30 protein-coding genes and 1 tRNA gene are annotated in these 21,971 nt (G+C 66.3%); 12 read left to right on the forward strand and 19 right to left on the reverse strand.

Annotated elements, in window-relative coordinates:
- Positions 1 to 65 precede the first annotated feature (65 nt).
- Positions 66 to 1,298 carry an MBL fold metallo-hydrolase gene (locus ACFR9U_RS13530; RefSeq protein WP_247380238.1) on the forward strand — a complete coding sequence of 411 codons (1,233 nt, stop codon included), beginning with the start codon at positions 66 to 68 and terminating at the stop codon, positions 1,296 to 1,298.
- A gap of 21 nt (positions 1,299 to 1,319) precedes the next feature.
- Here ACFR9U_RS13530 and ACFR9U_RS13535 read toward each other — a convergent pair whose 3' ends face one another.
- Both ACFR9U_RS13535 and ACFR9U_RS13540 read right to left on the reverse strand, forming a co-directional pair.
- On the reverse strand, positions 1,320 to 2,168 hold the full coding sequence (locus tag ACFR9U_RS13535; RefSeq protein WP_247380236.1) for a universal stress protein: 849 nt from the start codon (positions 2,166 to 2,168) through the stop codon (positions 1,320 to 1,322).
- A 197-nt stretch (positions 2,169 to 2,365) separates the two neighbouring features.
- Positions 2,366 to 2,722, reverse strand: coding sequence for a hypothetical protein (locus tag ACFR9U_RS13540; RefSeq protein ID WP_247380234.1), 357 nt, complete (start codon positions 2,720 to 2,722; stop codon positions 2,366 to 2,368).
- A gap of 146 nt (positions 2,723 to 2,868) precedes the next feature.
- On the opposite strand from ACFR9U_RS13540, the gene ACFR9U_RS13545 reads away from it, so the two are divergent.
- The 4 genes from ACFR9U_RS13545 to ACFR9U_RS13560 are packed head-to-tail and all read left to right on the forward strand — an operon-like array spanning position 2,869 to position 4,675.
- Positions 2,869 to 3,174 (forward strand): cupin domain-containing protein, encoded by a 306-nt coding sequence (locus ACFR9U_RS13545; RefSeq protein WP_247380231.1) that lies wholly within the window; start codon positions 2,869 to 2,871, stop codon positions 3,172 to 3,174.
- Positions 3,175 to 3,234: 60 nt separating this feature from the next.
- The gene (locus ACFR9U_RS13550; RefSeq protein ID WP_247380229.1) at positions 3,235 to 3,918 is read left to right on the forward strand and encodes a haloacid dehalogenase type II; all 684 of its coding nucleotides are present in this window, start codon (positions 3,235 to 3,237) and stop codon (positions 3,916 to 3,918) included.
- Between the two features lie 49 nt (positions 3,919 to 3,967).
- A complete protein-coding gene (locus ACFR9U_RS13555) occupies positions 3,968 to 4,216 on the forward strand; it encodes a glutaredoxin family protein (RefSeq protein WP_247380224.1) in 249 nt (82 codons plus the stop codon).
- 30 nt (positions 4,217 to 4,246) lie between these two features.
- On the forward strand, positions 4,247 to 4,675 hold the full coding sequence (locus tag ACFR9U_RS13560; RefSeq protein WP_247380221.1) for a DUF6069 family protein: 429 nt from the start codon (positions 4,247 to 4,249) through the stop codon (positions 4,673 to 4,675).
- Here the strand turns inward: ACFR9U_RS13560 and ACFR9U_RS13565 are convergent.
- From ACFR9U_RS13565 to ACFR9U_RS13585, 5 genes are all read right to left on the reverse strand, one after another.
- Positions 4,672 to 4,875 (reverse strand): hypothetical protein, encoded by a 204-nt coding sequence (locus ACFR9U_RS13565; protein ID WP_247380219.1) that lies wholly within the window; start codon positions 4,873 to 4,875, stop codon positions 4,672 to 4,674. The two genes, ACFR9U_RS13560 and ACFR9U_RS13565, sit on opposite strands and share 4 nt — an antisense overlap.
- Before the next feature lie 137 nt (positions 4,876 to 5,012).
- Positions 5,013 to 5,972 (reverse strand): oxidoreductase, encoded by a 960-nt coding sequence (locus tag ACFR9U_RS13570; protein WP_247380216.1) that lies wholly within the window; start codon positions 5,970 to 5,972, stop codon positions 5,013 to 5,015.
- Between the two features lie 111 nt (positions 5,973 to 6,083).
- Positions 6,084 to 6,956, reverse strand: coding sequence for a hypothetical protein (locus ACFR9U_RS13575; RefSeq protein WP_247380213.1), 873 nt, complete (start codon positions 6,954 to 6,956; stop codon positions 6,084 to 6,086).
- Between the two features lie 182 nt (positions 6,957 to 7,138).
- Positions 7,139 to 7,438, reverse strand: coding sequence for a CPCC family cysteine-rich protein (locus tag ACFR9U_RS13580; protein ID WP_247380210.1), 300 nt, complete (start codon positions 7,436 to 7,438; stop codon positions 7,139 to 7,141).
- Positions 7,439 to 7,496: 58 nt separating this feature from the next.
- Positions 7,497 to 7,781 (reverse strand): DUF6360 family protein, encoded by a 285-nt coding sequence (locus ACFR9U_RS13585; protein ID WP_247380207.1) that lies wholly within the window; start codon positions 7,779 to 7,781, stop codon positions 7,497 to 7,499.
- 100 nt (positions 7,782 to 7,881) lie between these two features.
- Between ACFR9U_RS13585 and ACFR9U_RS13590 the strand changes: the two genes are divergently transcribed.
- On the forward strand, positions 7,882 to 8,304 hold the full coding sequence (locus ACFR9U_RS13590; protein ID WP_247380204.1) for a universal stress protein: 423 nt from the start codon (positions 7,882 to 7,884) through the stop codon (positions 8,302 to 8,304).
- Between the two features lie 29 nt (positions 8,305 to 8,333).
- Here ACFR9U_RS13590 and ACFR9U_RS13595 read toward each other — a convergent pair whose 3' ends face one another.
- Both ACFR9U_RS13595 and ACFR9U_RS13600 read right to left on the reverse strand, forming a co-directional pair.
- Entirely contained in the window at positions 8,334 to 10,100 is a 1,767-nt protein-coding gene (locus ACFR9U_RS13595; protein WP_247380201.1) for a nitrite/sulfite reductase, read from the reverse strand.
- Positions 10,101 to 10,185: 85 nt separating this feature from the next.
- Positions 10,186 to 10,524, reverse strand: a complete 339-nt coding sequence (locus ACFR9U_RS13600; protein WP_247380198.1) for a DUF8134 family protein — start codon at positions 10,522 to 10,524, stop codon at positions 10,186 to 10,188.
- Between the two features lie 325 nt (positions 10,525 to 10,849).
- Here ACFR9U_RS13600 and ACFR9U_RS13605 point away from each other — a divergent pair, with 325 nt between their 5' ends.
- The 3 genes from ACFR9U_RS13605 (at position 10,850) to ACFR9U_RS13615 (ending at position 11,865) form a co-directional block, all read left to right on the forward strand.
- The gene (locus ACFR9U_RS13605; RefSeq protein WP_247380195.1) at positions 10,850 to 11,023 is read left to right on the forward strand and encodes a hypothetical protein; all 174 of its coding nucleotides are present in this window, start codon (positions 10,850 to 10,852) and stop codon (positions 11,021 to 11,023) included.
- A gap of 53 nt (positions 11,024 to 11,076) precedes the next feature.
- A complete protein-coding gene (locus tag ACFR9U_RS13610; protein WP_247380193.1) occupies positions 11,077 to 11,757 on the forward strand; it encodes a DUF7119 family protein in 681 nt (226 codons plus the stop codon).
- Positions 11,758 to 11,791: 34 nt separating this feature from the next.
- Positions 11,792 to 11,865 (forward strand) — tRNA-Lys (locus ACFR9U_RS13615).
- A gap of 123 nt (positions 11,866 to 11,988) precedes the next feature.
- On the opposite strand, the gene ACFR9U_RS13620 is transcribed toward ACFR9U_RS13615, so the two are convergent.
- Both ACFR9U_RS13620 and ACFR9U_RS13625 read right to left on the reverse strand, forming a co-directional pair.
- A complete protein-coding gene (locus ACFR9U_RS13620; protein WP_247380191.1) occupies positions 11,989 to 12,195 on the reverse strand; it encodes a hypothetical protein in 207 nt (68 codons plus the stop codon).
- 8 nt (positions 12,196 to 12,203) lie between these two features.
- Positions 12,204 to 13,190: a prohibitin family protein gene (locus ACFR9U_RS13625; protein WP_247380189.1), complete on the reverse strand. Its 987-nt coding sequence runs from the start codon at positions 13,188 to 13,190 to the stop codon at positions 12,204 to 12,206.
- A gap of 222 nt (positions 13,191 to 13,412) precedes the next feature.
- Here ACFR9U_RS13625 and ACFR9U_RS13630 point away from each other — a divergent pair, with 222 nt between their 5' ends.
- Positions 13,413 to 13,628, forward strand: coding sequence for a hypothetical protein (locus ACFR9U_RS13630; RefSeq protein ID WP_247380187.1), 216 nt, complete (start codon positions 13,413 to 13,415; stop codon positions 13,626 to 13,628).
- A 128-nt stretch (positions 13,629 to 13,756) separates the two neighbouring features.
- On the opposite strand, the gene ACFR9U_RS13635 is transcribed toward ACFR9U_RS13630, so the two are convergent.
- From ACFR9U_RS13635 to ACFR9U_RS13665, 7 genes are all read right to left on the reverse strand, one after another.
- A complete protein-coding gene (locus ACFR9U_RS13635) occupies positions 13,757 to 14,620 on the reverse strand; it encodes a hypothetical protein (RefSeq protein WP_247380185.1) in 864 nt (287 codons plus the stop codon).
- Positions 14,621 to 14,717: 97 nt separating this feature from the next.
- The gene (locus ACFR9U_RS13640) at positions 14,718 to 14,969 is read right to left on the reverse strand and encodes a UPF0058 family protein (protein WP_247380183.1); all 252 of its coding nucleotides are present in this window, start codon (positions 14,967 to 14,969) and stop codon (positions 14,718 to 14,720) included.
- Positions 14,970 to 15,063: 94 nt separating this feature from the next.
- On the reverse strand, positions 15,064 to 16,353 hold the full coding sequence (locus tag ACFR9U_RS13645) for a DUF7405 family protein (RefSeq protein ID WP_247380181.1): 1,290 nt from the start codon (positions 16,351 to 16,353) through the stop codon (positions 15,064 to 15,066).
- Positions 16,353 to 17,423 carry a twin-arginine translocation signal domain-containing protein gene (locus tag ACFR9U_RS13650; RefSeq protein WP_247380179.1) on the reverse strand — a complete coding sequence of 357 codons (1,071 nt, stop codon included), beginning with the start codon at positions 17,421 to 17,423 and terminating at the stop codon, positions 16,353 to 16,355. Before ACFR9U_RS13650 ends, ACFR9U_RS13645 begins: the two co-directional genes overlap by 1 nt.
- A 161-nt stretch (positions 17,424 to 17,584) precedes the next feature.
- Entirely contained in the window at positions 17,585 to 17,932 is a 348-nt protein-coding gene (locus ACFR9U_RS13655) for a DUF7471 family protein (RefSeq protein ID WP_247380176.1), read from the reverse strand.
- A 40-nt stretch (positions 17,933 to 17,972) separates the two neighbouring features.
- A complete protein-coding gene (locus ACFR9U_RS13660; RefSeq protein WP_247380174.1) occupies positions 17,973 to 18,890 on the reverse strand; it encodes a DUF7282 domain-containing protein in 918 nt (305 codons plus the stop codon).
- Positions 18,887 to 19,963 carry a DUF7350 domain-containing protein gene (locus ACFR9U_RS13665; RefSeq protein ID WP_247380171.1) on the reverse strand — a complete coding sequence of 359 codons (1,077 nt, stop codon included), beginning with the start codon at positions 19,961 to 19,963 and terminating at the stop codon, positions 18,887 to 18,889. Before ACFR9U_RS13665 ends, ACFR9U_RS13660 begins: the two co-directional genes overlap by 4 nt.
- Positions 19,964 to 20,076: 113 nt before the next feature.
- On the opposite strand from ACFR9U_RS13665, the gene ACFR9U_RS13670 reads away from it, so the two are divergent.
- On the forward strand, positions 20,077 to 20,289 hold the full coding sequence (locus ACFR9U_RS13670; RefSeq protein ID WP_247380168.1) for a DUF7979 domain-containing protein: 213 nt from the start codon (positions 20,077 to 20,079) through the stop codon (positions 20,287 to 20,289).
- Positions 20,290 to 20,363: 74 nt separating this feature from the next.
- On the opposite strand, the gene ACFR9U_RS13675 is transcribed toward ACFR9U_RS13670, so the two are convergent.
- Entirely contained in the window at positions 20,364 to 20,903 is a 540-nt protein-coding gene (locus ACFR9U_RS13675; protein ID WP_247380166.1) for a DUF6789 family protein, read from the reverse strand.
- 192 nt (positions 20,904 to 21,095) lie between these two features.
- Between ACFR9U_RS13675 and coxB the strand changes: the two genes are divergently transcribed.
- Positions 21,096 to 21,971: a cytochrome c oxidase subunit II gene (coxB, locus tag ACFR9U_RS13680; protein WP_282594364.1), complete on the forward strand. Its 876-nt coding sequence runs from the start codon at positions 21,096 to 21,098 to the stop codon at positions 21,969 to 21,971.

The raw sequence follows: 21,971 nt of genomic DNA on the forward strand, positions 1-21,971 counted from the left end.
GACCGAGTGACAACCCGTCGGTCGAACCGAGCAACGGAAAGGGCCAGCGAGGCTACCGATCGCTAATGGACGTCGAGTTCCTCGGTGGCGCCCGCGAGGTCGGCCGGAGTGCCATCCTCGTCAACGACTCCCTCCTCCTGGATTACGGGATGGCCCCCGAGAACCCGCCGCAGTACCCCGTCGGCGACGTCGACCCCGAGGCCGTCGTCGTCTCCCACGGCCACCTCGACCACGCGGGCGCGCTCCCCACGCTCGTCTCGGGCCAGTCCCGCCCCGAGATCCACTGGACGCCGCCAACCCGGGACCTGACCCGAGTGCTCGCGCGCGACACGCTCAAACTCCACGGCGGCACGCCCCAGTGTCCGTTCACCGAGAACGACCTCATGCGACTCTCGGAGGTCTCGACCACGCACGGCTACCGGGAGACGTTCGCGGCCGCCGGCCACGAGATCACCTTCTACAACGCGGGCCACATTCCGGGCAGTGCGCACGTGCTCGTGGACGACGGGGAGACCCGCCTGTTCTACACCGCGGACTTCCACACCGACGATCAGCGACTGGTTGCGGGAAGCACCGCCCGCCCCGACGCCGACGTCGTCGTCTGCGAGTCGACGTACGCCGACGTGGAGCACGACGACCGCGCGGCCGTCGAGGAGCGGTTCACCCAGAGCGTTCGATCGACGGTCTGGGAGGGCGGCACCGTCGTCGTCCCCGCGTTCGCGATCGGACGGACCCAGGAGATGCTCATGGTGTGTGCCGCCCACGACGTCGACTGCTACGTCGACGGGATGGGGAAGGAGGTCACCCGACTGGTTCGTCAGTATCCGGACTTTCTCCGGGACGCCGACGCGCTCAAGCGGGCGAAATCGAACGCCCGCTTCGTCACCGGCCGCGACGGCCAGCGCAGGCGCATCGCGGCCGACAACACGGTCATCGTCACGACCTCGGGGATGCTCTCGGGCGGCCCCGCGATGACGTACGTTCCCGAGATCAGGACGCTCCCGGTCAACAAGATCGCGTTCACCGGCTACCAGGTCGAGGGGACGCCCGGACGAGAACTCATAGAGACCGGCAGTGCCGAAATCGACGGCCGCGTGATGCCCGTCAGCGCCCAGGTCGAACGCTACGACTTCTCGGCCCACGCCGACCACGACGGCCTGCGCGCGTTCCTGGCGAGTTACGAGGACGCAGAAATTCTGGTGAACCACGGCGACGACTGCGAGGGGTTCGCCACCGAACTCCGAGACGACCGGTACGACGCGCGCGCACCGGACCTGGGTGCCAACGTCGAGTGTTGACCCCGGTGCCGGGGACCGACGTCAGCGCACTCGCGACGGCGGCACCAACAGGACGTTGCTGTCGGCGCGGGCAGTCACCGTCTCAGAGACGCTCCCGAGCAACAGCCGCCGCATCGGGCTCTGTCCGCGCGAACCCATGAGAATCGTCGTCGGGTCGAACTCGTCCTCTGCCGCCAGGATCTCGTCGGCGGCGACGCCCTCGCGGACGCTCGTCTGCGCGTCGATCCCCATCTCGCTCAATTTGGCCGCCAGTTCGTCGAGCCGTTCCTGCGGGTCGGCGGCGCCCTCGGCGTTCGGCCGGCGCTCCGGCGGCGCCACGTGGACCAACAGCGCCTCCTCGGTCGCGGTCTTGAGGTTGTGGAACTGGTCGAACGCGTGGTCTGCGTTCTCGGAAAAGTCCGTCGCGTACAAGATCCGTTTGAACAGGTGTTCGTTCGCGACCTCGTGTTCGTCGTCGGCTTCGACGATTCGCTGGACCAGCAGCGGCCGGACGGCCGTCCGGGCCACGTTCCGCACGGTGCCGCCGATGAACCGCTGCTTGAGCGGGCTCTTCCCCCGGGACCCGACGATGATGAGGTCCGCGTTGACCCGGTCGGCCAGCCCGTTGATCCGACGGTGGGGCGTCCCTCGCATCACGTGGGTCTCGACCGTGAACCCCTCCTCCTCCAGGTGTTCTTTCTGTCGTTCCATCCCTCGTTTCGTCTGTTTCCCGAGGTTGTTCCCCGGAATCCCGGTGGTGACGTTCGGACTGGTGACGGTGATCAGGTCGATCTCGTCGATCCCGTAGCGACCGAGACACTCCAGGCACGGCTGAGAGGTGATCGCCGCCTCGATCGCGTCCGACAAGTCGGTGGCTAAGACTGCGCGCATACCCGATGCTACGGAGCGGAGGGGCATTAGTATTGCCACGATTTCCCAATATCATACAATGGACTGGAGCGTCGAGCTGAGCACGTCAGCGGCGGTCAGACGCCGACGGGTCAGTACCCCGGGGCTCGTGAGACGCCGGGGGTGAGCGAGAAGAGTCGGTGACGAGAACGGCCAGGTGCGGCAGCGAACGGTTCCGATCAGTTGCCGTCGCCGAACGTGAAGCCCCCGTCCTCGTCGGCACTGGCGCCGGCCGACTGGTCGGACGGGCTGGCAGACCCATCGGGAGTGGACGCGACGGGCGTGCTACTGCGGACCGCGAAGGCGAGTCCGATGACGACCAGGAGGGTCGCGAGCAACACGACGTCGCCGTTGTTCGCGACGAGCATCTTCATCTCGAACTCGGTCGGAGCACCGAGGAGCGTGTCCAGCACGTGCGGCTTGAGGAGAGCCAGGTACAGCCCCAGCCCGACGACTTCGAGTCCGACCACGGCGACGACGGCCGTGACGAGTCGGAGCAGCAGCCGGACCGGTAACGATCGGTCAGCAGCCGTCACAGTTCCCACTCCCCCGGACAGACGTGTTCCCCACCATCGTGTACCGGTACAATTCGGTTCGACCGGCTTAATTGTACCCCACAGCGACAGAAAGAAGAACGATCGCGGGCGCAACAGCAATCCAGCGGGAACCCGAACGACCGGCCATGAAGCGAACGCGACTGGCGACCGACCGCTGGTTCGACGTCCTCGCCGAGACAGACACCGCCCAGGCGGCCGCGATGACGCTCTCGCCCGGCCAGTCCACGGGTGGGCCGACGAACGCCCACCGGGACAGCGATCAGTGGCTGTTCGTCGTCTCGGGGTCGGGTCACGCCACCGTGGACGGACGAGACGTGGCACTCGAGCGGGGAGACCTGCTCTGCATCGAAGCCGGCGAAACACACGAGATCGAAAACGACGGCACCGACCCCTTGGAGACGCTGAATCTGTACGTACCGCCCGAGTACTGAGGCGGGCGCTGGGTGAGCCAACCGGTGGGAGTTTACTGCCTGCCCACCGTGCGGGCCCGTATGGCGTTCGACCCCGATCGCGTCACGACAGTCACGTTCGATTCCTACAGCACGCTGGTCGACGTCGATGCCGTCGAACGCGCGCTCGCCGACCGCGTCGACGACCCGGAACCGGTGTCCGCTCACTGGCGGACCCGCTCGCTCGAATACACGATGGTGGCGAACCACCTCGACGAGTACGAGCCGTTCTACGAGGTCAATCGCAAGGCGCTCCAGCACGCGCTCGACGTCGAGGGAATCGACCTCGATCCCGAGACGCGGGACGAGATCCTGGCCGCCTACCACGAACTCGACGTCTTCGAGGACGTCCGGGACGGCATCGACGGACTCACCGAGGCCGGCTACGACTGCTACGTGCTCTCGAACGGGAACCCCGAGATGCTCGAGTCGATGGTCGACCACTGCGGAATCGACGACCTGCTCACCGGCGTCATCAGCGCCGACGAGCTGCAGACGTTCAAACCGAGCGTCGAACTGTACGAGCACGCCGCGGAGCGGACCGGAACGCCGGTCGACGAGATCGCCCACGTGAGCGCCCTCTGGTTCGACGTCCAGGGCGCACAGCACGCCGGTATGCAGGGCGTCCGGCTCGACAGGAAAGGCGACCCCTGGGAGCGATTCGGTCCGGCTCCCGACCTCACCGTCGAGACGATCGACGAGTTGCACGCGGCGCTCGACGGCTGACCGGTCGACTGCGCGACATTGATACTCGTGGCGGTCCGAGTCCCCGCCAATGCCGGCCGTCACAGTCTACTCTCGCGAGAACTGCCACCTCTGCGACGAGGCACTCGAGACGATCCGCGCCGTGGCCGAGGACGTGTCGACACCGGTCGACGTCGAGGTCGTGGACGTCGACGAGGACCCGGCGCTCCGCGAGGAGTACGGCGAGCGCGTCCCGTACGTGCTCGTCGACGACCGACCGAAATTCAAGTACCGCGTCGACGCCGACGAACTCCGAACGGCGCTGACCGAGCGCAACTAACTATTTCTGGCTCGCTGGTCCAACTATGGTATGGACGCACAAACCGAGACCGGTGACGTTTCCTCGACGGCTGGTGTCGGGAGCCTCGCGCGCCGCGGCGGAATCGCACTGGGACTCGCAGTACTGGTCAACGTCGCGATCGTGGTCGCGGCCGACGCTGCAGGCGTCGCGCCGACTCTGGACCCGCTCTCGACCGGGCCGGTCGTCCTGTTCACCGCCCTCGGCGTCGTCGGGGCGACGGTCGTTTACGGCGTGCTGGCGCGGTTCCGGGCCGAGCCCGACCGGCTGTTCACCGGCATCGCGGCGGTCGTCCTCGTGCTGTCGCTGATCCCGGACGTAACCTACGCGCCCACGCTTCCCGGTGCGACCACGCTCGGCGTCACGGTCCTCGCGATCATGCACGTCACGGCCGCGCTCGTGGCAGTCGCGGTGCTGACCGATCTGGTGTCCTGGCCCTAGGCGCTCTCCGGTTCGAACCAGCCCTCGGGGTGTTCGAACTCGAACTCCAGCCAGCCACCGGTGTACGTGATCGCGCCCCGCTCTCGCTCCTCGGGGTCGCGGTCGATGCGGTAGCCGTGGAGTCTGGCCTCCCCCTCGCGCAGTTCAGCCGCAACCTGTTCGAGTTCCGCCGCGAGGTAGTCCGTCCGGTCGCGCTGCATGCCCGCAGGGTACAACGTCCTGCGTGAAAGGTCCCCGTTCGGCTGCGCCGACACTCATACGGTTTGCTGTAACTGTTTACCGCTCCGACCGCCCGCCTTCGGACGGTCGATACGGAAATGACTTACAGCAGTCCGTATCAGTCCAGCGGCGTCGCCGCTTCCTTGAGCCCGAACGAGACCCCAGTCAACTCCTCGGACCGCGTCCAGAGGCGGCGAGCGCGGTCGCGGTCACGCGCCTCGCGACTGGCGGTGTCCGGCGCCGGCGAGCCGCGCATGTTCATGAACCCGCTCGGTCCCACGTACTCGCCGCTGGCGATGTCGGACGCCGTCGCGGCGTACAGCATCGGGAGCGCGCCCTGCTCGGCGTCCTGTGCGAGGAGCGCGTTGGCCGCTTTCATCAGCCAGAGCCGAAGCGTGGACCCGGCCTGTTCGGGACCGCGCCGCTGGAGGTTCGTGTCGGCGTAGCCGGGGTGACAGCCGAGGCTCATGACGTTCTCGACGCCGGCGTGGGTCAGTCGCGTGTCGAGCTCGAAGGCAAAGAGGAGGTTCGCCAGCTTGCTCTGGGCGTAGGCGTCCCACTTGTCGTACTCGTCCTCGTGCTGCAGGTCGCTAAAGTCGACGTCGCCGCGCTCGTGGAGCCCGCTGCTCTGAGTGACGACCCGGGAGTAGCTCGGCGTCTCGATGAGGACGTCGATGAGGTGGCCGGTCAGCGCGAAGTGGCCGAGGTGGTTGACGCCGAACTGCATCTCGAAGCCGTCGGCCGTCTCCTGGCGTGGAATCGCCATCACCCCGGCGTTGTTACAGAGGACGTGCAACTCGTCGTAGTCGGCGAGGAAGTCGTCGGCGAACGATTCGACCGACGAGAGGGCCGCCAGGTCCAGTTCCCGCACGTCGAGTTCGGCGCGGTGGATCGTGCCCCTGATCTCGTCGGCGGCGCTCTCGCCGCGCTCGGTGCTCCGGCAGGCTACCACGACGGTCGCGCCGCTGGCCGCGAACTGTTTGGTGGCCTCGAACCCGAGTCCGCTGTTCGCGCCGGTCACGATCACCGTCTTCCCGGTCAGATCTGGGAGGTCCGCTGCCGTCCACGCGTCGCTCATGCCCCTGTGTTCGTCGTCCCCCCACAGAAAGCCACCGGCGGCTCACCGCCAGCCGACCGTGCCGACCCTGTGGAACCGCTCAGTGGACGCGAACCGGACTACCGGCTCCTGTCAGCCCGGTGCCTCCGTCTCGTTCCCGGCTGGCGCCCCGGTTTCGTTCCCGGCGGCCTGCTCGGACCGCTGGTAGACCATCGCGTCCGCCGAGAGGGTCCCGATCGTGGCGTTCTCGACCGTGATCTGCCCGATAGTGGCCTGGTCGGCCGCGGCCGCGTCACCTGCCGCGGGTGCCATCCCGCCGCCGGTCTCGTTTGCCTCACCGGCCGTCTCGTTGGCAGCCGTCTCGTTGCCGGCCATCTCGCCCGGTTCGACCTCCTCGACCTGCGCGACGTCGAGCTGGTCGACGGTGAGCTGGCTCACGTCGACGCTCCCGACGCGCAGGTCGGGCTGGACGGCAGTTTCGTTGCCGGCCTGCTCATCGCCGCCGAAGAGTCCGCGGATGCGGTCGATGATCCCGCTGATGATCCCGCCGCCGCCGTCGGACACGTTCGACTGCTGGACGACGAGGTGGTCGACGGTCATCTCTCCGATGACCGCACTGCTGACGTTCCCGACGTTCGAGCCGACTTCGGCGTCGCCGGCCGCGCTGATCCCCGTCGCCGACGCATCGTCGAGCGAGAGGTTCCGGAAGTGGACGTTCCGGAGGACGATCGGCCCCTCGCCCTCAGCGCCGAGCGTCTCGTTCAGTTGGCCGTCAGTCTGGTTCTGGACCGTCATCCGGTCGATCCGGAGGACTCTGATCGTCACGTTCTCGACCGTCGAGTCGTTCAACTGGAGCGTCTGTACCTGCGCGTTCCTGACCACGACCGTCTCGGCGTCGGCTGCCCCCGTCTCCGTGCCGTCAGTCGTCGCGCTGGCCGCCATCGCCGGACCCGAGACGGCGACGACCGCGACGACCAGTACCGCAGTTAGTGCGTGCCGTGTCATCAGCCCGTACATCCACAGAGACAGGAATAAATCGGGGAAACCGTTTACCGGGCTCACACTATCCTACCCGTGACCAGCCGACTCGTAACGGTGGCCTTCCTGCCACCACGCGAGACTGTCGTCGGAAGCGTTTCGAATACGCCGCGATGAACAGCCCGAAAGTCGGGCGTACGCCGTCGGCCTCACTCCTCGGGGTACGGCCAGTTGGGGTCTCGATCCTCGTCGTCGGCTGGCTCGCGCGTGTCCGGGACGGCGTCGGGCGTGCAGGCCCCGTGCGCTTCGAAGTTGGCGCGGGCGTCGCTGAGCGAGACGTGGTTGGTGTCGCCGACGTAGGACAGGTTGTGGAACTGGACCGGGTCGTCGATCCAGTCACACACCGGGCAGACCTCGTAGGACCCCGGTTGATCCTCCGGCAGCGTCTGATAGCCACAGCAGGGACAAAATCCCAGTTCACGTGACGCCGGATTCCCTGCGGGCTCCATCGATAGCACGGGGTTCGATGCCGACCCACATAGTTGGTAGGGGTATTTCCCCGGCTCGTCACTCGGACTGTGCGCCCTCGACTTGCTGGGCGTACTCCTCCAGTTCCGAGGCGAGTTCGCGCGCCTCTGTTGCCGACAGCGTGACGTGATCGGCGTGGGGTCGAAGCTCCGAGAGTTGCGTGTTGTCCATCTCCAGTTGGAGTTCCACGTGGTCGGGGTTCTTCCTCGGCGCGGTGACGTTCAGCACTGCGGGTGCCTCCTCCTCGAAGTCGTGGCCCTCGACGCGGCCGTCGAGCAGGTCGAAGGTGGTGTACGCGGTGACGCGCAGGATGCGATCGGCCATATCGACGGTTGGTCCGACCGGATCATAAATCACGAGCCTGTGACGGCGACGCCGCCGCGAAAGGACGGTTCGTATATACTGCGGCGCTCGTATCGGGGATATGGTATTTCTCGTTCCGTACGACGGCTCGGAACTGTCGAAAGCCGCGCTCGAACGGGCTACCGATTTCGCGAGCGACGAGGAGATCATCGCACTGACGGTCATTCCGTCGGGGCGACACTACGCCGAGATGAAGGGGTGGACCGACGAGACGGTCGCGGCCGACGACGTGCAGTCCCGACTCGAAGCGGAGGTCGCCGACATCGCGCCCCAGGCGACGTTCGAGGTCGTCCGCACGGAGTCACGGCCGCCGTCGGCGAAGATCGCCAAGATCATCCGCCGGAAAGCGATCGCACACGACGCCTCCGTCGTGTTCCTCGGCAGTGCGCACGCGGGCCGGCGCACGTCGCCGGTGTCGAGCATCGGCCCCGGCGTCGTCTCGGACGAGAGCTACGACGTCTATCTGGCGCGCACGCGGAACTGACGATCGGACCGTTACGGTCGAGCCGCGGCTCAGTCGTCGGAGGAAGCCAGCGACTGGCCCTGGCCGTCGGTCGGTGCGGGCGAGGCGCCCATGTCGTCGTCGTCAGCGTAGGGGTACCACGTCGTCTTCGTGTTGTGCATATACGGGTCCTCGTAGTCGGTCTCTTCCGGTTCGACCAGTTCGGCCAGCGTCTCCTCGTCGCGCGCCTCGACGAACTGCCGGAACGTCTCGTCGTCGGCTCTCCTGTCCGTGAACTGCTCGACGAGGTTCCTGATGGCGCCGGGCACCTCGTCGGCAGGGACGCGCATCTCGACCCAGTCGGCAAAGCGCGGGTCCTCGCCGAGGCCGCCGCCGAGCCCGATGTCGAGCGCCTCGACCGGTTCGCCGTCCTTGCGGGTCTTCATGCCTCGCAGGGAGACGTCGGCGATCTGGGGCTGGGCACAGGAGGCGGTACAGCCCGAGAGGTGGATGTGGAAGTCCTCGTGGTCCTCGGGGAGGTCGACGTTCGCTTCGAGCCAGCGGGCGTAGCGCACCTGCCGGTTCTTCGTCTCGACGATCGAGAGCGAACAGAACTCCGTCCCGGTGCAGGCGATGGAGCCGCGTTTGAACGGGCTCGGGTCCGGAGAGTACTCGTCGAGGAGCGGTTCGTCCAGCAGGGCGTCGAGGTCCGCCTCGGGGACGTCCGTGACGATGACGTTCTGGCGCTGGGTCAGGCGCACCTCGCCGGAGCCGTACTCGTCGGCGAGGTCGGCCAGTTCCAGCACGTCGTCGGCACCCATCCGCCCGACGAGGACGTTGAGGCCGACGTAGTAGTTGCCGTCGACCTGCTCGTGGACGCCGACGTGGTCGTCGTGGCCGACCTGCTTGCCCGTGTTGTAGGTGTACTGGTCGCGCATGTCCTCGCCCGCAGTGGGGAGTTCGAAGTCGACGAACTCCGCCTGGAGGACCTCGCGCAGCTTCTCGGGCCCCCACTCGTCGACGAGGAACTTGATTCGGGCGTTAAAGCGGTCCTCGCGGTCGCCGTACTCGCGGAACAGGGCGGACAGGCCGGCGGCGACGTCGGTCGTCTGCTCCGGGGGCACCCAGACGTCGACGTCGCGGGCGAAGCGTTCCTCCTTGCGGGAGAGGCCGCCGCCGACGCGGACGTTGAAGCCGAGTTCGCCGTCCTTCTCGGCGGGCTCGAAGGCCAGGTCGTTGATGTCGCCCTGGCCACAGCCCTCGTCACACCCGGTGACCGAGACCTTCCACTTCCGGGGGAGGTTCGCGTAGTCGTCGTTGCCTTTGAACGTCTCGTTGAGTTCCTGGGCGACGGGCCAGGCGTCGACGTGTTCGTGTTTGTCCTTGCCGGCGACGGGACAGCCGACGATGTTGCGCCAGGAGTCACCGCAGGCCTGCTGGGTAGAGAGACCGACAGATTCCAGCCGCTCGAAGATCTCCGGGATGTCCTCCAGTTTGATCCAGTGGAGCTGGATCGACTGGCGGGTCGTCCAGTCACAGTAGGCGTCGCCGAACTCGGGGTTCTCGGCGGGGCCGGTCGCGTACTCCTTTGCGACCTCGCCGATGACCTCCAGCTGGCCCGGCTCGATGACCCCGTTTGGCGTCCCGATGCGCATCATGAAGTACGATTCCTGGCCCGAGCGCTGGTGGTACAGGCCCCACCATTTGAACCGCTCGAACCACGCGTCGTGCTCGTCTTCTGGGATCGAGTCCCAGCCCTCCTCCGCGAACCGCATGAGGTGCTCACGGATCTCGTTTCCGTACACCTCCGATTTCCACTTCTCGACCTTGGTCGGCATATCCACTGCCTAGGCGGACACACATATACCACCGCGCTCACCGTCAATGCTCCCCACCTCTGCAGGATAGCGGACGACATTGCCGCTATTCGGGCGTGGCCAGCCTGGTGCGTTTCCGTGGAACGTGAACGCTCTCGGGAACGACGCCGTAGAACTGGCCGTCTTCGGGGTCGATGACGCGGCCGACGGGCAGCCAGTCGGTGACGCCGTCGGTGCCACACTGGATGCACTGCCCGGCGAACCTGGCCTCGACGTCCGGCCAGTCGACGCCGACCTCGACGACGCCCTCGGCGAGGAAGTCCGCCAACTCGCAGTCACAGAACTCGTGGCGCGCCAACAGCCACAGGTCACTGACGTTGACCTCCCGGGAGTCGTTGACGCTAATCCAGGCACCGTCGTCGAGTTGGTGAACGTCAGTGGACATTCGCTTTTGGTACGGAGCCAGCGCACCTGAGTGATTCGACCCGGACAAAACTCGCCGGGGACGTCTGTCGTTGCCCGCACGCACCGACCTGACGGGCCACGACACCCGTTCAGCCGAGCGCTCCACAGCGTCAGAGATAGGTCGCACTCGTTGCCGGTAAACGGGAGTACGGGTAGGGATTGTAGTCGAACGCGGCCTTATGATAGTGGGGTGGATACAGAGGAGTGATGAGTGAAAGAGACGGTGCCTCCGACGGTTTCCGCCAGCAGTTCACGGCGGACGGTGCACCGGCACTTTCAAAACCAGACACGGAGCTGGGAAATCGATGAGTGAGCAACTATCAGACCACGACGACACGGACGCGACGACAGACCATCCCGCCGACGAACCCGAGGTTTCGACGGACCACCTCGACGACATGGACGACGGGTGTGGCTGTGCCGAGGTGTGGGAACACCTGTCGGAGAACCGGGATGGCAACGCCAGTGGCGACGACTGAGTCGGACGCCACCGACAGGAATCTTTTAGGTGCCGTCCACGTAGCACTCAGCAATGACTGACCGGCCGGACGAGGGGCTGCCCACCGACCGCGAGTCACCAGTGGGCCGACCGGTCATCCGCGGCGACCCGACGCTGACTGGCGAGCACGCGGAGCGAGCCGTCGCCTTCGACCCCGACGATCCCGAGAGCCTCGAACAGGCCGCCCAGACCGTCGCGAAGTTCTCGCAGAACACCGCCGGCGCCGACGACAACGTCTACATGCTCCGGGGTGCCGCCGCCTGTGCCGCGCTCGTTCGGGGCGAAGGCTCCTACAAAGCCGCGGCCGAACGCGCCGGCGGTGACGCCACCGTCGCATTCATCCGGAAGTGGTCCCGCGTTCACGACCTCCCGCGGTCGATCCGCCGCCACGTCGCCATGGGCGAGATCGCCCCGACGGCCGCAAAGCACGTCGCTCGCGTCAGCGGCGAGGCCAGGCTCCTTCTCGCGTGGGCCATCCTCGACCACGACATGACCGTCCGGCAGGTCCGATCGGTCGCCAGCGCGATCAACGACGGCACCGACGTCGAGCGCGCGCTCGCCGCCGAAGGCATCCCCCTGGGCGAGATCACGCTCAGGATCGACCGGCGCGTCTACTGCGAACTCCGCAGACAAGCCGCACTCGACGGGAAAGACCCCGGCGAGATGGTCGCCGAAGCGCTGTCGGGGTATCTCGATAGCCGACAGCAATCGTAACTGTTTACCTTCCCACTCCCGCAGGATTTGGTGAGGGCCGGTAGCTCAGTTAGGGAGAGCGTCTGGCTTTTAACCAGACGGTCGGGGGTTCAACTCCCTCCCGGCCCGTGCAACTAATCGCCGAGCGACAGCGAGGCGATTCGTGAACCGACAGGAAGGAGTTGAACCACGCGAGACGAGTGAAACGAGTCTCGCAATCGGGTTCAACTCCCTCCCGGCCCGCGATTTTGATTACTCCGTCTCTTCCTCTCGATCCCGACGGCACTCGCTGTCCTCGGTGGCGTACTCCATCACGGCGTCGTAGTCGCGTCGTTCTCTGGCCATCCGGCGTTCGTGTTCCCGCTGGGCCTCGCGCTCGAAATACAGGTACGTGAAGTACGAGGCCGCGACGATGACGGCGGCGATGGCGACCAGGAGCAGCGTCAGTTTCACGACCATCGTGGATGCTACGGGGCCGACGCGTTGACCGCGGAGCCGTTCGTGGTGTTGACCGAGAAGTCGCCGCCGCCGATACCGCTCGGAATGTCGCTCTCGTCGATGTCGGAGGCGTTGGCGTTCACGTTCAGGTACGTCGGGAGGCCGCCCTCGCCCATCGGGATGTAGACCGTGTTCGAGCTGTCGAGCGACTGGGTGTAGAGGTACGCGAGGACCTCCGAGGAGAGCGACTGGGAGACGATGTAGTTCGACCGCGCGGTCGCGTTGGCTTTGATGAGTCGCTCGCGGGCGTTCGCCCGAGCGCGGATGATCTGGCGCTGAGCCTGGAGTTCCTGCTGGCGGACCCGCTGTTGTTCGCGCTGGACCTCCTGTTTGGCGATTTCTTTCTGGTTGAGCGATTCCTGGTAGGCGTCCGGAATCGCGACGTTCCTGATGAAGACGTCCTGGAGGACGATCGGTTCGTCGTCGACTCGTTTTCGCAGCGACTCCGTGGCCGCTTGTTCGAGTTGCTGGCGGCCGCTAGACGTGAAAATGTTGCTCGACTGGATCGAGCCGCCGACGTCTCGAACCGAACTCCGGACGGTCTGGCGGATCAATCGCTGTTCGACCTGCTCGACGTTGTTCCACTCCTCGACGAACTGGGAGGCGTTCTCGGCTTCGATGTTGTACTGGACCGCGACGTCGACGCGGAACGTCGTCCCGTTGATCGACTGGACCTCGATCGCGTCCCGTTTGTTCGCCTTGTTCCCTTCGCCCGTCGAGTCGACCATGGTGTAGGTTCGGGGCCGCACCTCGACGTTCTGGACCGACTGCTGGACCGGCATGATGAGGTGAGCGCCTGGGCTGGCCTGCGCACCGCTGACCGCGCCCCAGTTCTTGTACACCCCGACGTGACCTTCGGGGACCTGGTGATACCCACCGGCCACGATCCCGAGGCCGACGAGGACGATCAATACGCCTGCGACGCCTTTCGCAATGACTGCTGGATCTTGTTGCATAGTTCTCTCGTACTCGCGTCAGTCGTGCGTGAAACTCCCGGCGGAAGCCCGCGACGCTCCGCGTCCGCGGTGGAGGGCGCTGACACGATAGCGGTATGACACGCTCGTCGGCACGTTCAGGTAACTGTTTCGTCACGTCGTCGCCGGACAGTCGACGGGGCGTCAGGAGCGCGCTCGCTTCGAACCGGACGATTTACCACTCAGAATGCAAAGATGGGGAACATGGACCTACTCGGGTTTACAGACAAACTGGAGGTGCTGGGGCTCCTCGTCGGCGCGTTCCTGGTGCTGGTGGGACTGGGGACGCTGTCGGGGCTCCCCTGGGAGACAGCAGCGAGTACGATGGCGGGCGTCACGCAGGTGATCGGCGCGATCGTCGTGATCGGCATCGGCGCCGCCCTGGCGTGGATCGCCCGGAGTGGCGGCAACCCAGCCTGACTGACACGGTAGTTTTCTCGCGGTGAATTAGAGGACACGTTCGACAGCCGCAGGACTCGAATCCATGGGTGATCGACGGCTGTCACTCGACGAGCAGCGGACGATTGATCGCGAAAAGCGGTGCGCGATTAGTCCTTGACAGGGAGGTACGCCGTGGCGAGCAGGATGATGGCCGCCAGGAAGCTGATGACGCTAACGCCCCAGAGACCCTTTTTGCGCTCGTCGAAGTAGTCCTGCTTTTCGACCTGTTCCTGGTACGCCCCGTAGTTCGTCGAGAGCTGGACCGTCTCGCCGTCCGGGAAGTGGACGACGCGCGTCTGGCCGTCCGCGAGCGTGACGTTCGCTCCTTCGGCGAGTTGGACGGTGTTCTCCTGGGTGGTCTCCCACACGAGGGTGGCCGACGGCGTCGAGACGTTCCCGGTGACCGTGTCGATGGTCGCCGGCTGGACGGTGCCGTCCTCGGTCGTGTAGTTGTACGTCTGGCCCTCGGAGAACGTCACCGTCTGCGGTTCGCGCAGGTACTCGTTGAGCGGCACCAGCGTGTCGTTGGACGTGAAGACGACCTGCTCCTGTCCGTTCCGGGTGACGGTCTGGTTGTCGACGCGGTCGTCGCTCGCGAGGATGGCGCTGACGTTCAGGTTCTCCTGGAGCGCGAACTGCGACACGTCGGACGTGTTGGCGATCTGGACCTGCCAGGTCTCGTTCTGGTAGGTCGTCTCAGACCCGTTTTCCAGCGTCGCGCTCTCCTGTGCGGACTGGTTCGTCCATGTGAGCGTCCCCTCGGCATCAGAGGCGTTCTCTGCGCTGATCTCCGAGACGATGTACGTCCGTCCGTCGACGGTGATGGGGTCGTTCTGTGAGTACTCCTGTGCGTTGAGTGTTATAGTGGGTTGCTGGGCATTGGCCCCACTGTCCATAGTGACATACGCGTACGATCCCGCCCCGATGACGAGGAAAAGGGCGAAGTATAACGCCGCGGCTCGTCGTTGCATACTCGGAGCGATGGCAGCGCGGCCTTTAACCGTTACTTTTTACGAGAGCAGAAAGACACCGCCCGCAAAGCCGCTCGCAGGCCGTCACAGCGGCCGTTCAGGACGTGAGTGAGCGCTGTGTGTTCTGATTGGCGGTGTCGGCGTCGCCAGCAGCCGACTCGGCCAGCGTCGACGCCAGCGCGGCGACTGCGCGTTCGTGTTCGTTCTTCTGTTCGTACGCGGCAACAGGCGAAACCGCCAGCTCCTCGTACGCCGCGAACGCGTCCGCCGGCACGTCGCCCCGACCCTCGCATTCGGTTCGGACCGCTGTCAGCAACTGGTGGAGGTACAGGAGTTCGTCTTTCCGCATCGGTAGCCAGGCTAAGGGGCCGAACATCCTAAACCGCACGACAGCAGTGGTACCGAAGCGCACGGCCACCGGTGTATCGGCGACGAGCGAGTGGTTACTCGGGCCGGGGCGTCGGCAGCGCGCGATGCCGGACCGGCGGGACGAGGAAGTTCCCCCGACGTTCCGTGAAAATGTACTCCAGGATGCCGTTGTTGACCCGCTGGCGAATGGCCGGGTTGTCGGTGAGGTCGACGCCGTTCATGGCCTGGCGGACCTCCTCGAACGTCGAGATGCGGCGCTGGAGCGAGGGGAAGTGCAGGCTGGCGACGTCGTCGTCGGTCGACTCGAAGTGTCGCCGGAGGGTGCGGACGTTGCCCTCGGCGTCGCGGTTGGCGCGGGCCGCCTTCTGGGCGTGGCCGACGCGGCCGTACTCGCTGGCCTGCTCGCGGACGTCGTCGACGAACTGATCGACGTTGCTGTCGGCACCAAGGTTCGCGCCCACGCCGTCGACGAGGTTCTGCTCGGCGTGGCCGGGGCTGAACATCTCCATGACGCGCTCCTCGAAGTCCTGTTCGACGTACCAGTCGTCGAGGCGCTGGCGGATGTTCGCGACGTGTTTGGTCGTACCGCCCGCGAACGGACCGGAATCGAGCGTCACGTACTCCTCGGTCGCCTGGTTGCCGGCGAAGCCGGCCTTGAACCCCATGAACAGCGGCGACTCCTCGGGAACCGGGTTTGAATCGGGAACCCCGTTCAGGCCGTCCTGGCGTTCGGCCGGCATCCCGGTGCCGACGAAGCCCGTCCGGCGGTCGTCGACGGTCATCGCGTCGGTCAGTTTCGTCTCGACGGCGACGCCGTTGGCCTTCGAGCGCTCGCCCGTGAGGGCTTCTTCGGCTTCGAGCACCACGTCAGCGCGGTCGCTGGCGAGGTGCAACAGGGCGTCCTGCGTGTCGAGCGTCGGTTCCTCGAACGGCGAGAGTCGCTTGGGTTGTGGCAGATCGATGCTCTCGGGGAGGTCGGCGTCGAACCGCTCGAAGTACGACGGAGAGTAGGCGATCGAGTAGACGAGGCCGTCGTTCGAGCGCTCGTAGGCGCGGTCGAGCGTCCACAGGGCGTCCTCGACGGTCTCGCGATCGGCCGCCGTCGGTGTCCCGTCGCGGTTCACGTTCAGGTAGAGCAGCGTCTGGTGACGCGGGAGTTCGACGTTGCCGTGCTCGTCGTGGCGCACGCGGTCGTTCCAGGTGTGCTGACTGTCGGGCAACGCCGAGCGCTTCGAGACGCCCGACGGAACGGGGTCGTTCGCACGGGGCGCCCACCCGAGACAGGCGCTCAGGGCGCTCGCACCCCCGACGGCGACGGCGGTCTTCATGAACTCGCGACGCGGGAGGTCGTCGGACAGATCCATCAGAGCGTCACCTCCACGTCGGGCATCTCCAGGAACGCCGTCTCGTAGCCCTCGTGGCGGGCGACCTGTGGCGGAGTCTGCACCTGCAGCGAGAGCGTATCGCCCGACTCCACCGAGTCGACGACGGCCCCGTAGTGGTAGTTCAGATTGGGATCGAGCGTCCGCGTGAGCGTGTCCGAGAACACCTCCGTGCTGCCCCGAGAGAGCGTCCCGGCGAGAGACATCGCCGGGACGATCATCCGGTTGTAGGGCGTGCGGGCCGAGACGGCGAGGTACTGTCCGGACTGCTCGATGCCCGCCGGCGGCGACTCCAGGACGGACACCACGAGTTCTGCGTCGCCGGTGGTGGCGGTGCCGCGGACCTCACCCGGCAGTTCGGATTTCGTCGGCGCCGTGGAGTTAGGCACCATCTTCATCTCGTGGGGGTCTACGGCTCCCTCGTCACCGGCGTTGTCGAGCGTCCGGTACGCGATTTCGTTGCGCGCTTTCTCGCTGTACTCGAACTCGAGGGTCGCACTCGAGGGTTCGGTAAAGCGGTCCTGGAAGCTCCCGGTCGTCCGCACGCCGTTGTTCGGGATCGCGCCGACGTCGACCTCGACGGCGTACGTCCCGTCGCCCTCGCCCTCGAAGTTCGCCCCGTAGTGAAAGCCCATCGGCTGGGAGAGCATCGGATAGATCGCCTCTTCGGAGACCAGACTGCCGCCCTTGGAGAGAACGACCGAGAGCCCGGTCTCGGGGAGGACGATCCCCGTCTCGGGGTCCCAGACCGTCGCCATCAGGTGGACCATGTCCTCGCTCTGAATCTTCGTGATGTTCGCCTCGGTGACGTCGACGTTCCAGAAGCGGTGGGGGTAGCTGTACATCGCTGCCACCTTGTAGTCACCAGCCGTTCCCATGCCGATCATTTCCATCCCCTCGACGTGGGTCGGGTAGTAGACCGCACTCGGCCGGTTCTCGACGAGCGGTGGCGACCGCACGGACCGCTGTTCGGTCTCCAGCAGCCCGCAGCCAGCCAGCCCCGCCGTTCCAACCAGTCCAGCACCCGCACGAAGTAGACTCCGCCGATTCATTACCCCGGGCTAGACCGTGGAGCAAAAAGCGCGTTCTGGTACGACTCTCGAACCGCCCAGATGATCGTGCAAACGTATAACACACGCTACGTCCGTCCTCGAGCGGTGAATCGGCCACCGGCGAAGGCGAGTTCGACCGTTTCGGGAACGCCTGGGAGGCCTCACTCGTAGGATTCCTCCGGTGGGGACGCACTCGCCGTGCGGGCGGTGTAGACGGCCGCGACGACGAGCGCGGCCATCGCGACGTCGAGTCCGTGTTCGAGCAGATGGTGGGTCTCGTCGGCGATGACGGCGTTCATCGTGAGCACGGCCACGGCCGTGCGGACGAGCAGCGTCGCCAGCGCGAGGGTGACCAACAGGTACGACCACGACTGGCGCCGGACGAGCGCGGCCAGTGCCAGGCCGATGAGGACGCTCGACCCGAGCCCAGCGAGCGCGAGGACGACGGGCAAGAGACCGACCGTAAACGCGGGCGGCACCGCGTGGAGTGTCGACCAGGACAGTGCCATTGGACTCGTACATGAGCGCGAACGGCTTGGGCGTTCGGTTCTATCGTCGGCGGCCGACGATCAGCGCGAGCGCCCCCGCCACGACCGCCGTCAGGACGCCGAAGCCAGCGCCCCCGGCACTCGTGGTCGGCGTGGCCGAGCCAGGTTGGGTCCGAGTCGGAGCGTCCCGACCGCCGTCGCCGGCCGGCGTGTTGACGGCCACACTGGACGTGGTGACGGCTCCGCTCGTCCCGACGGGGCTCGCGACCGGTTCGCCCGCGACGCGGACGACCGGGTCGTCGGCGTCGAAGGTTCCGTCGCCGTCGTCGACGTGGACGGCGACCGACAGGGACGGCCACGTGGACCGGTTCCCGCTGAGATCGACCGGGATGGACACGTTCGCGTGCGTCCCCGCGCGCAGTGCGCGCGACCCGTGGGCGGCCCCCAGGGTTCCGTTGGTTCGCTCGTGGACGACGAGGTGCCCCTGTGCCGGGAGTGCGACGCGCTCGACGAGGAGCGCGCCGTCGGCCCCCGAACCGCCGGCCGTGAGGACGTACCCGGCCCCGTCTCGCTTCCCGACCTGCACTCGTTCACCGGCGGGGCGATCGAACCACCGGAGGAGTTCGTCGTCTGCGGGATCGAACTCGCCGTCGCCGTCGTCGGCGTGCAGGACCGTCCAGACCGTCGCGTTCCCCGAGACGGCGCGCCAGTACGACGCGTCGATCTGGACGGACGTTCCTGTATGGAGGCCCCGGTCGAGCGGCCGAGCGCCGAGCACTCGACCGGGCGTCCCGTCGTCGTCGGCGCGGACGACGAGGTAACCGCGTTCAGTGAGAAAGGCCTGCTCGACGACGACGGTCCCGTTCGCCGACACCTGCGGGTGTGCCGTCGCATGATTCCCGTGTGCGACGGCCAGGCCCGCCATCGTCGCGACCGCGAGCGCGAGCAGACAGCCGACGGCGAGGAGGCGTCTCGTCATAGCGTGAGGTCCATGGCCGGCATCTGCAGGAACGCGCGCTCGTACCCCTCGTGACGGGCGACCTGCGGCGGCGTCTCGACCTGCAACCGGACGGTGTCACCCGACTCGGTCGCCGGAAGCGTGGTCCCGTAGTGGAAGTCCAGTTCCGGATCGAGCGTCCGCGAGAGCGACGTGGCAGTGAGCGTTCGATTCCCACGCGCGTGCGTGATCGACAGCCGCATCCCGGGGACGACGAGCCGGTTGTACGGCGTCCGCGGCGAAACGGCGAGGTACGGGCCGCTCGCCTCGACGCCCGCTGGCGGCGCATCGAGCAGCGTCACGACGAACCGTGCGTCACCGCTCTGGACCGTGCCGACGACCTCGCCCGGCAGTGCCGAACGCTCGGGGGCGCGACCGACGGGCACGCGCATGTCCATCGGTGCGAGCGCACCCGGGTCGCCGCCCTGTTCGACGTCTCGGGAGCTGACGTTCGCTCTGGTCTCGGGCGTGTACGCGAGGTCGATAATCCCGGTGGCCGGCTCGGAGAACCGCCCCCGGAAGGCACCGGTCGTTCGCACGCCGTTCGTCGGGAGCGCGCCCACGCTGACGTCGACGGCGTAGGTCCCGTCGGCCGGGAGCGAGAAGTTCCCGCCGTAGTGAAACCCCATCCGCTGGGAGAGCATCGGGTAGATGACCTCCTCGGAGACCAGCCGGCCGTTCCGCGACAGTTCGACCGACAGGCCGGTCCCCGGGAGCACCGTTCGCGTCTCCGGGTCCCAGACGACGGCCATCAGGTGGACGGAGTCGTCGTCCGCGATCGGGACGGGGCTGCGCTCGGCGTTCGTCACCGTCCAGAACCGATGCGGGATCGTAAACAGGAGGGCCACGGCGTACTCGCCCGCCTCGGTTCGGCCGGCCATCGCCATCCGCTCGACGAACGTCTGCACGTACACCCCGCCGCTAGCGCTGGTATCGGTCGGTGCGGTCGTCGTCGCGGGAGTCGAACTCGTCGTCCCACCGTCGGGACGACTGCACCCGGCCACCAGTGTGGCCGACAGACCGATGCCACGGCGAAGGTATCGCCGTCTGTCCATTCTGCCCGTGTTTCGACGGGAACGGAGTTAGTGATTGTGCTGTCGGCTACCGAGACGTGTCACTACGAAAGAGAGAACATTTATTATAATCCATGACATTGGTAATCACACACATGGCACTCAGTGAGGTCCAGCATTCAGGATGGAGCGTTCGACGCGTCGATTCGGTCGGGGGCGACGACACCGTCCGGCACGTCGACGAACTCTCGGAGGACGAACTGTCCGCGTTTCTCGCAGGCGTAAACGGGGGGTCGATGGGGACTGTGCCGCTCGACGACGGGGACGTGATCGTCTTTACTGACTACTTCCGCGTCGAACGCGACTAGCGACGTCGGGGCCTCTCCTTTCGCGTCGTCAAACCGGTAGTTGCGAGCGGCTGCGCCGGGTCGGAGACCGTCGTTCAGACGAGGGTGTCCGGCCGATCGGCGAGGTAATCGAAGACGGCGCCGAGCGTGAAGCCGTAGGCGAAGTGACTCAGCAGCGTGAGTACGGCGTACAGCGCCAGGATGCCCGTGCTCGTCCCGATGTCGCCGGCAAACGCCAGCACGAATCCGGTCCAGAGGACGAACCCGTAGGGGATGCCCTTGGTCGCGAACTTCGATCCGGGGAGATACTCGGCGGTCGCGGCGAACAGGAGCGGCCAGGTGATCATCCCGCCGGCGAGGAAGATGAGATAGCCCACGGCGAGGGCGTTCCCCGGGAAGATCACGGCCAGGCCGGTCAGTTCCGACAGGATCGCGAACGATTGCATGTCGAAGGCGTTGAGCGTCGAGGCGACGAAGAGCCCGATCGTCATCGCCGCCGTCCCGACTAATCCACCGACGGCACCGATGAGACCGTCCGTCACGATCCCAGCGAGGTGATCGAAGTCGGGTTGGGCGACCTCCCCCTGGACTTCCGGACTCCCGAACTCTTCCGTCCGTTTGTCACTGTCTACCATAGCAAGGTAGTAACGGGCCAGACGAGCAAAAGCATTCCCGAACGAGTCCGGTGAAAGAAACCATTTCCAGATCTACGATTTCCCTACCTCAGCTGGTGTGTTGGTAGGGTACGACTAGTGACGCATGCTAGCATTGCTCTGTTCCCCCAACCCATATAGTCCATGGTGTAGGAGAGCAAGTAGCACACTGCAATGACCCTGGCAGGCACACGCCCTGTCGTTCCGCTGCAACTCGAGCAGATACTGCCACGGGGGACACGTGTCGACGTGTTCACGCAGATCTACTGGGTGTTCCTGGCGCTGGGCACCCTCGTCGGCGTCGTCGTCATCGGCTACATGTTGTACAACGCCTGGAAGTACCGGGACGACGGGCCACGGGACGAATCGACAGTCGACAGACCACAGCTCGGCGAGCTCCCGGAGGGCGGCGGGAAAGGGAGGAAGTTGTTCATCTCGTTTTCGCTGAGCGCCATCATCGTCGTCTCGCTGATCGTCTGGACCTACGCCATGCTGTTGTACGTCGAGCAGGGCACGAGCGCACCCACAGTCGAGGACGGCGGGAGCCAGAACATCAGCGCCGCCGAAGCCGCCCACGGCGACGAGCCGTTCGTCGTCGAGGTGACCGGTATCCGCTTTAGCTGGCAGTACACCTACCCCAACGGCCACACCAACAGCACGTTGACGGTCCCGAGAGACAGGAACGTCACGCTGCGGGTGACCTCCGACGACGTGATGCACAACTTCGGTATCCCCGCGTTCCGGGTCAAAACCGACGCCATCCCGGGGTCGTACACGACCACCTGGTTCCAGGCCGAGCGGACCGGCACGTTCCAGGCGCAGTGTTACGAGCTGTGTGGCTCGGGCCACTCCTACATGACCTCCGACGTCCGGGTCCTCCCGGCGAACCAGTTCGAGACCTGGTACGCGAACACCGGCACCGACGACGGCGAGACCGCTACCGCGAACACCGAGCGTACGACGAACGAGACTGCAGGTGACGGACCCGCAGCGAACGGAACTACCAGCGCGAACGCGACCACGACCGCCTCCCCGGAGGTGACGCCGTAA

This window comes from Halorientalis brevis (assembly GCF_042678165.1).
Lineage (GTDB): Archaea > Halobacteriota > Halobacteria > Halobacteriales > Haloarculaceae > Halorientalis > Halorientalis brevis.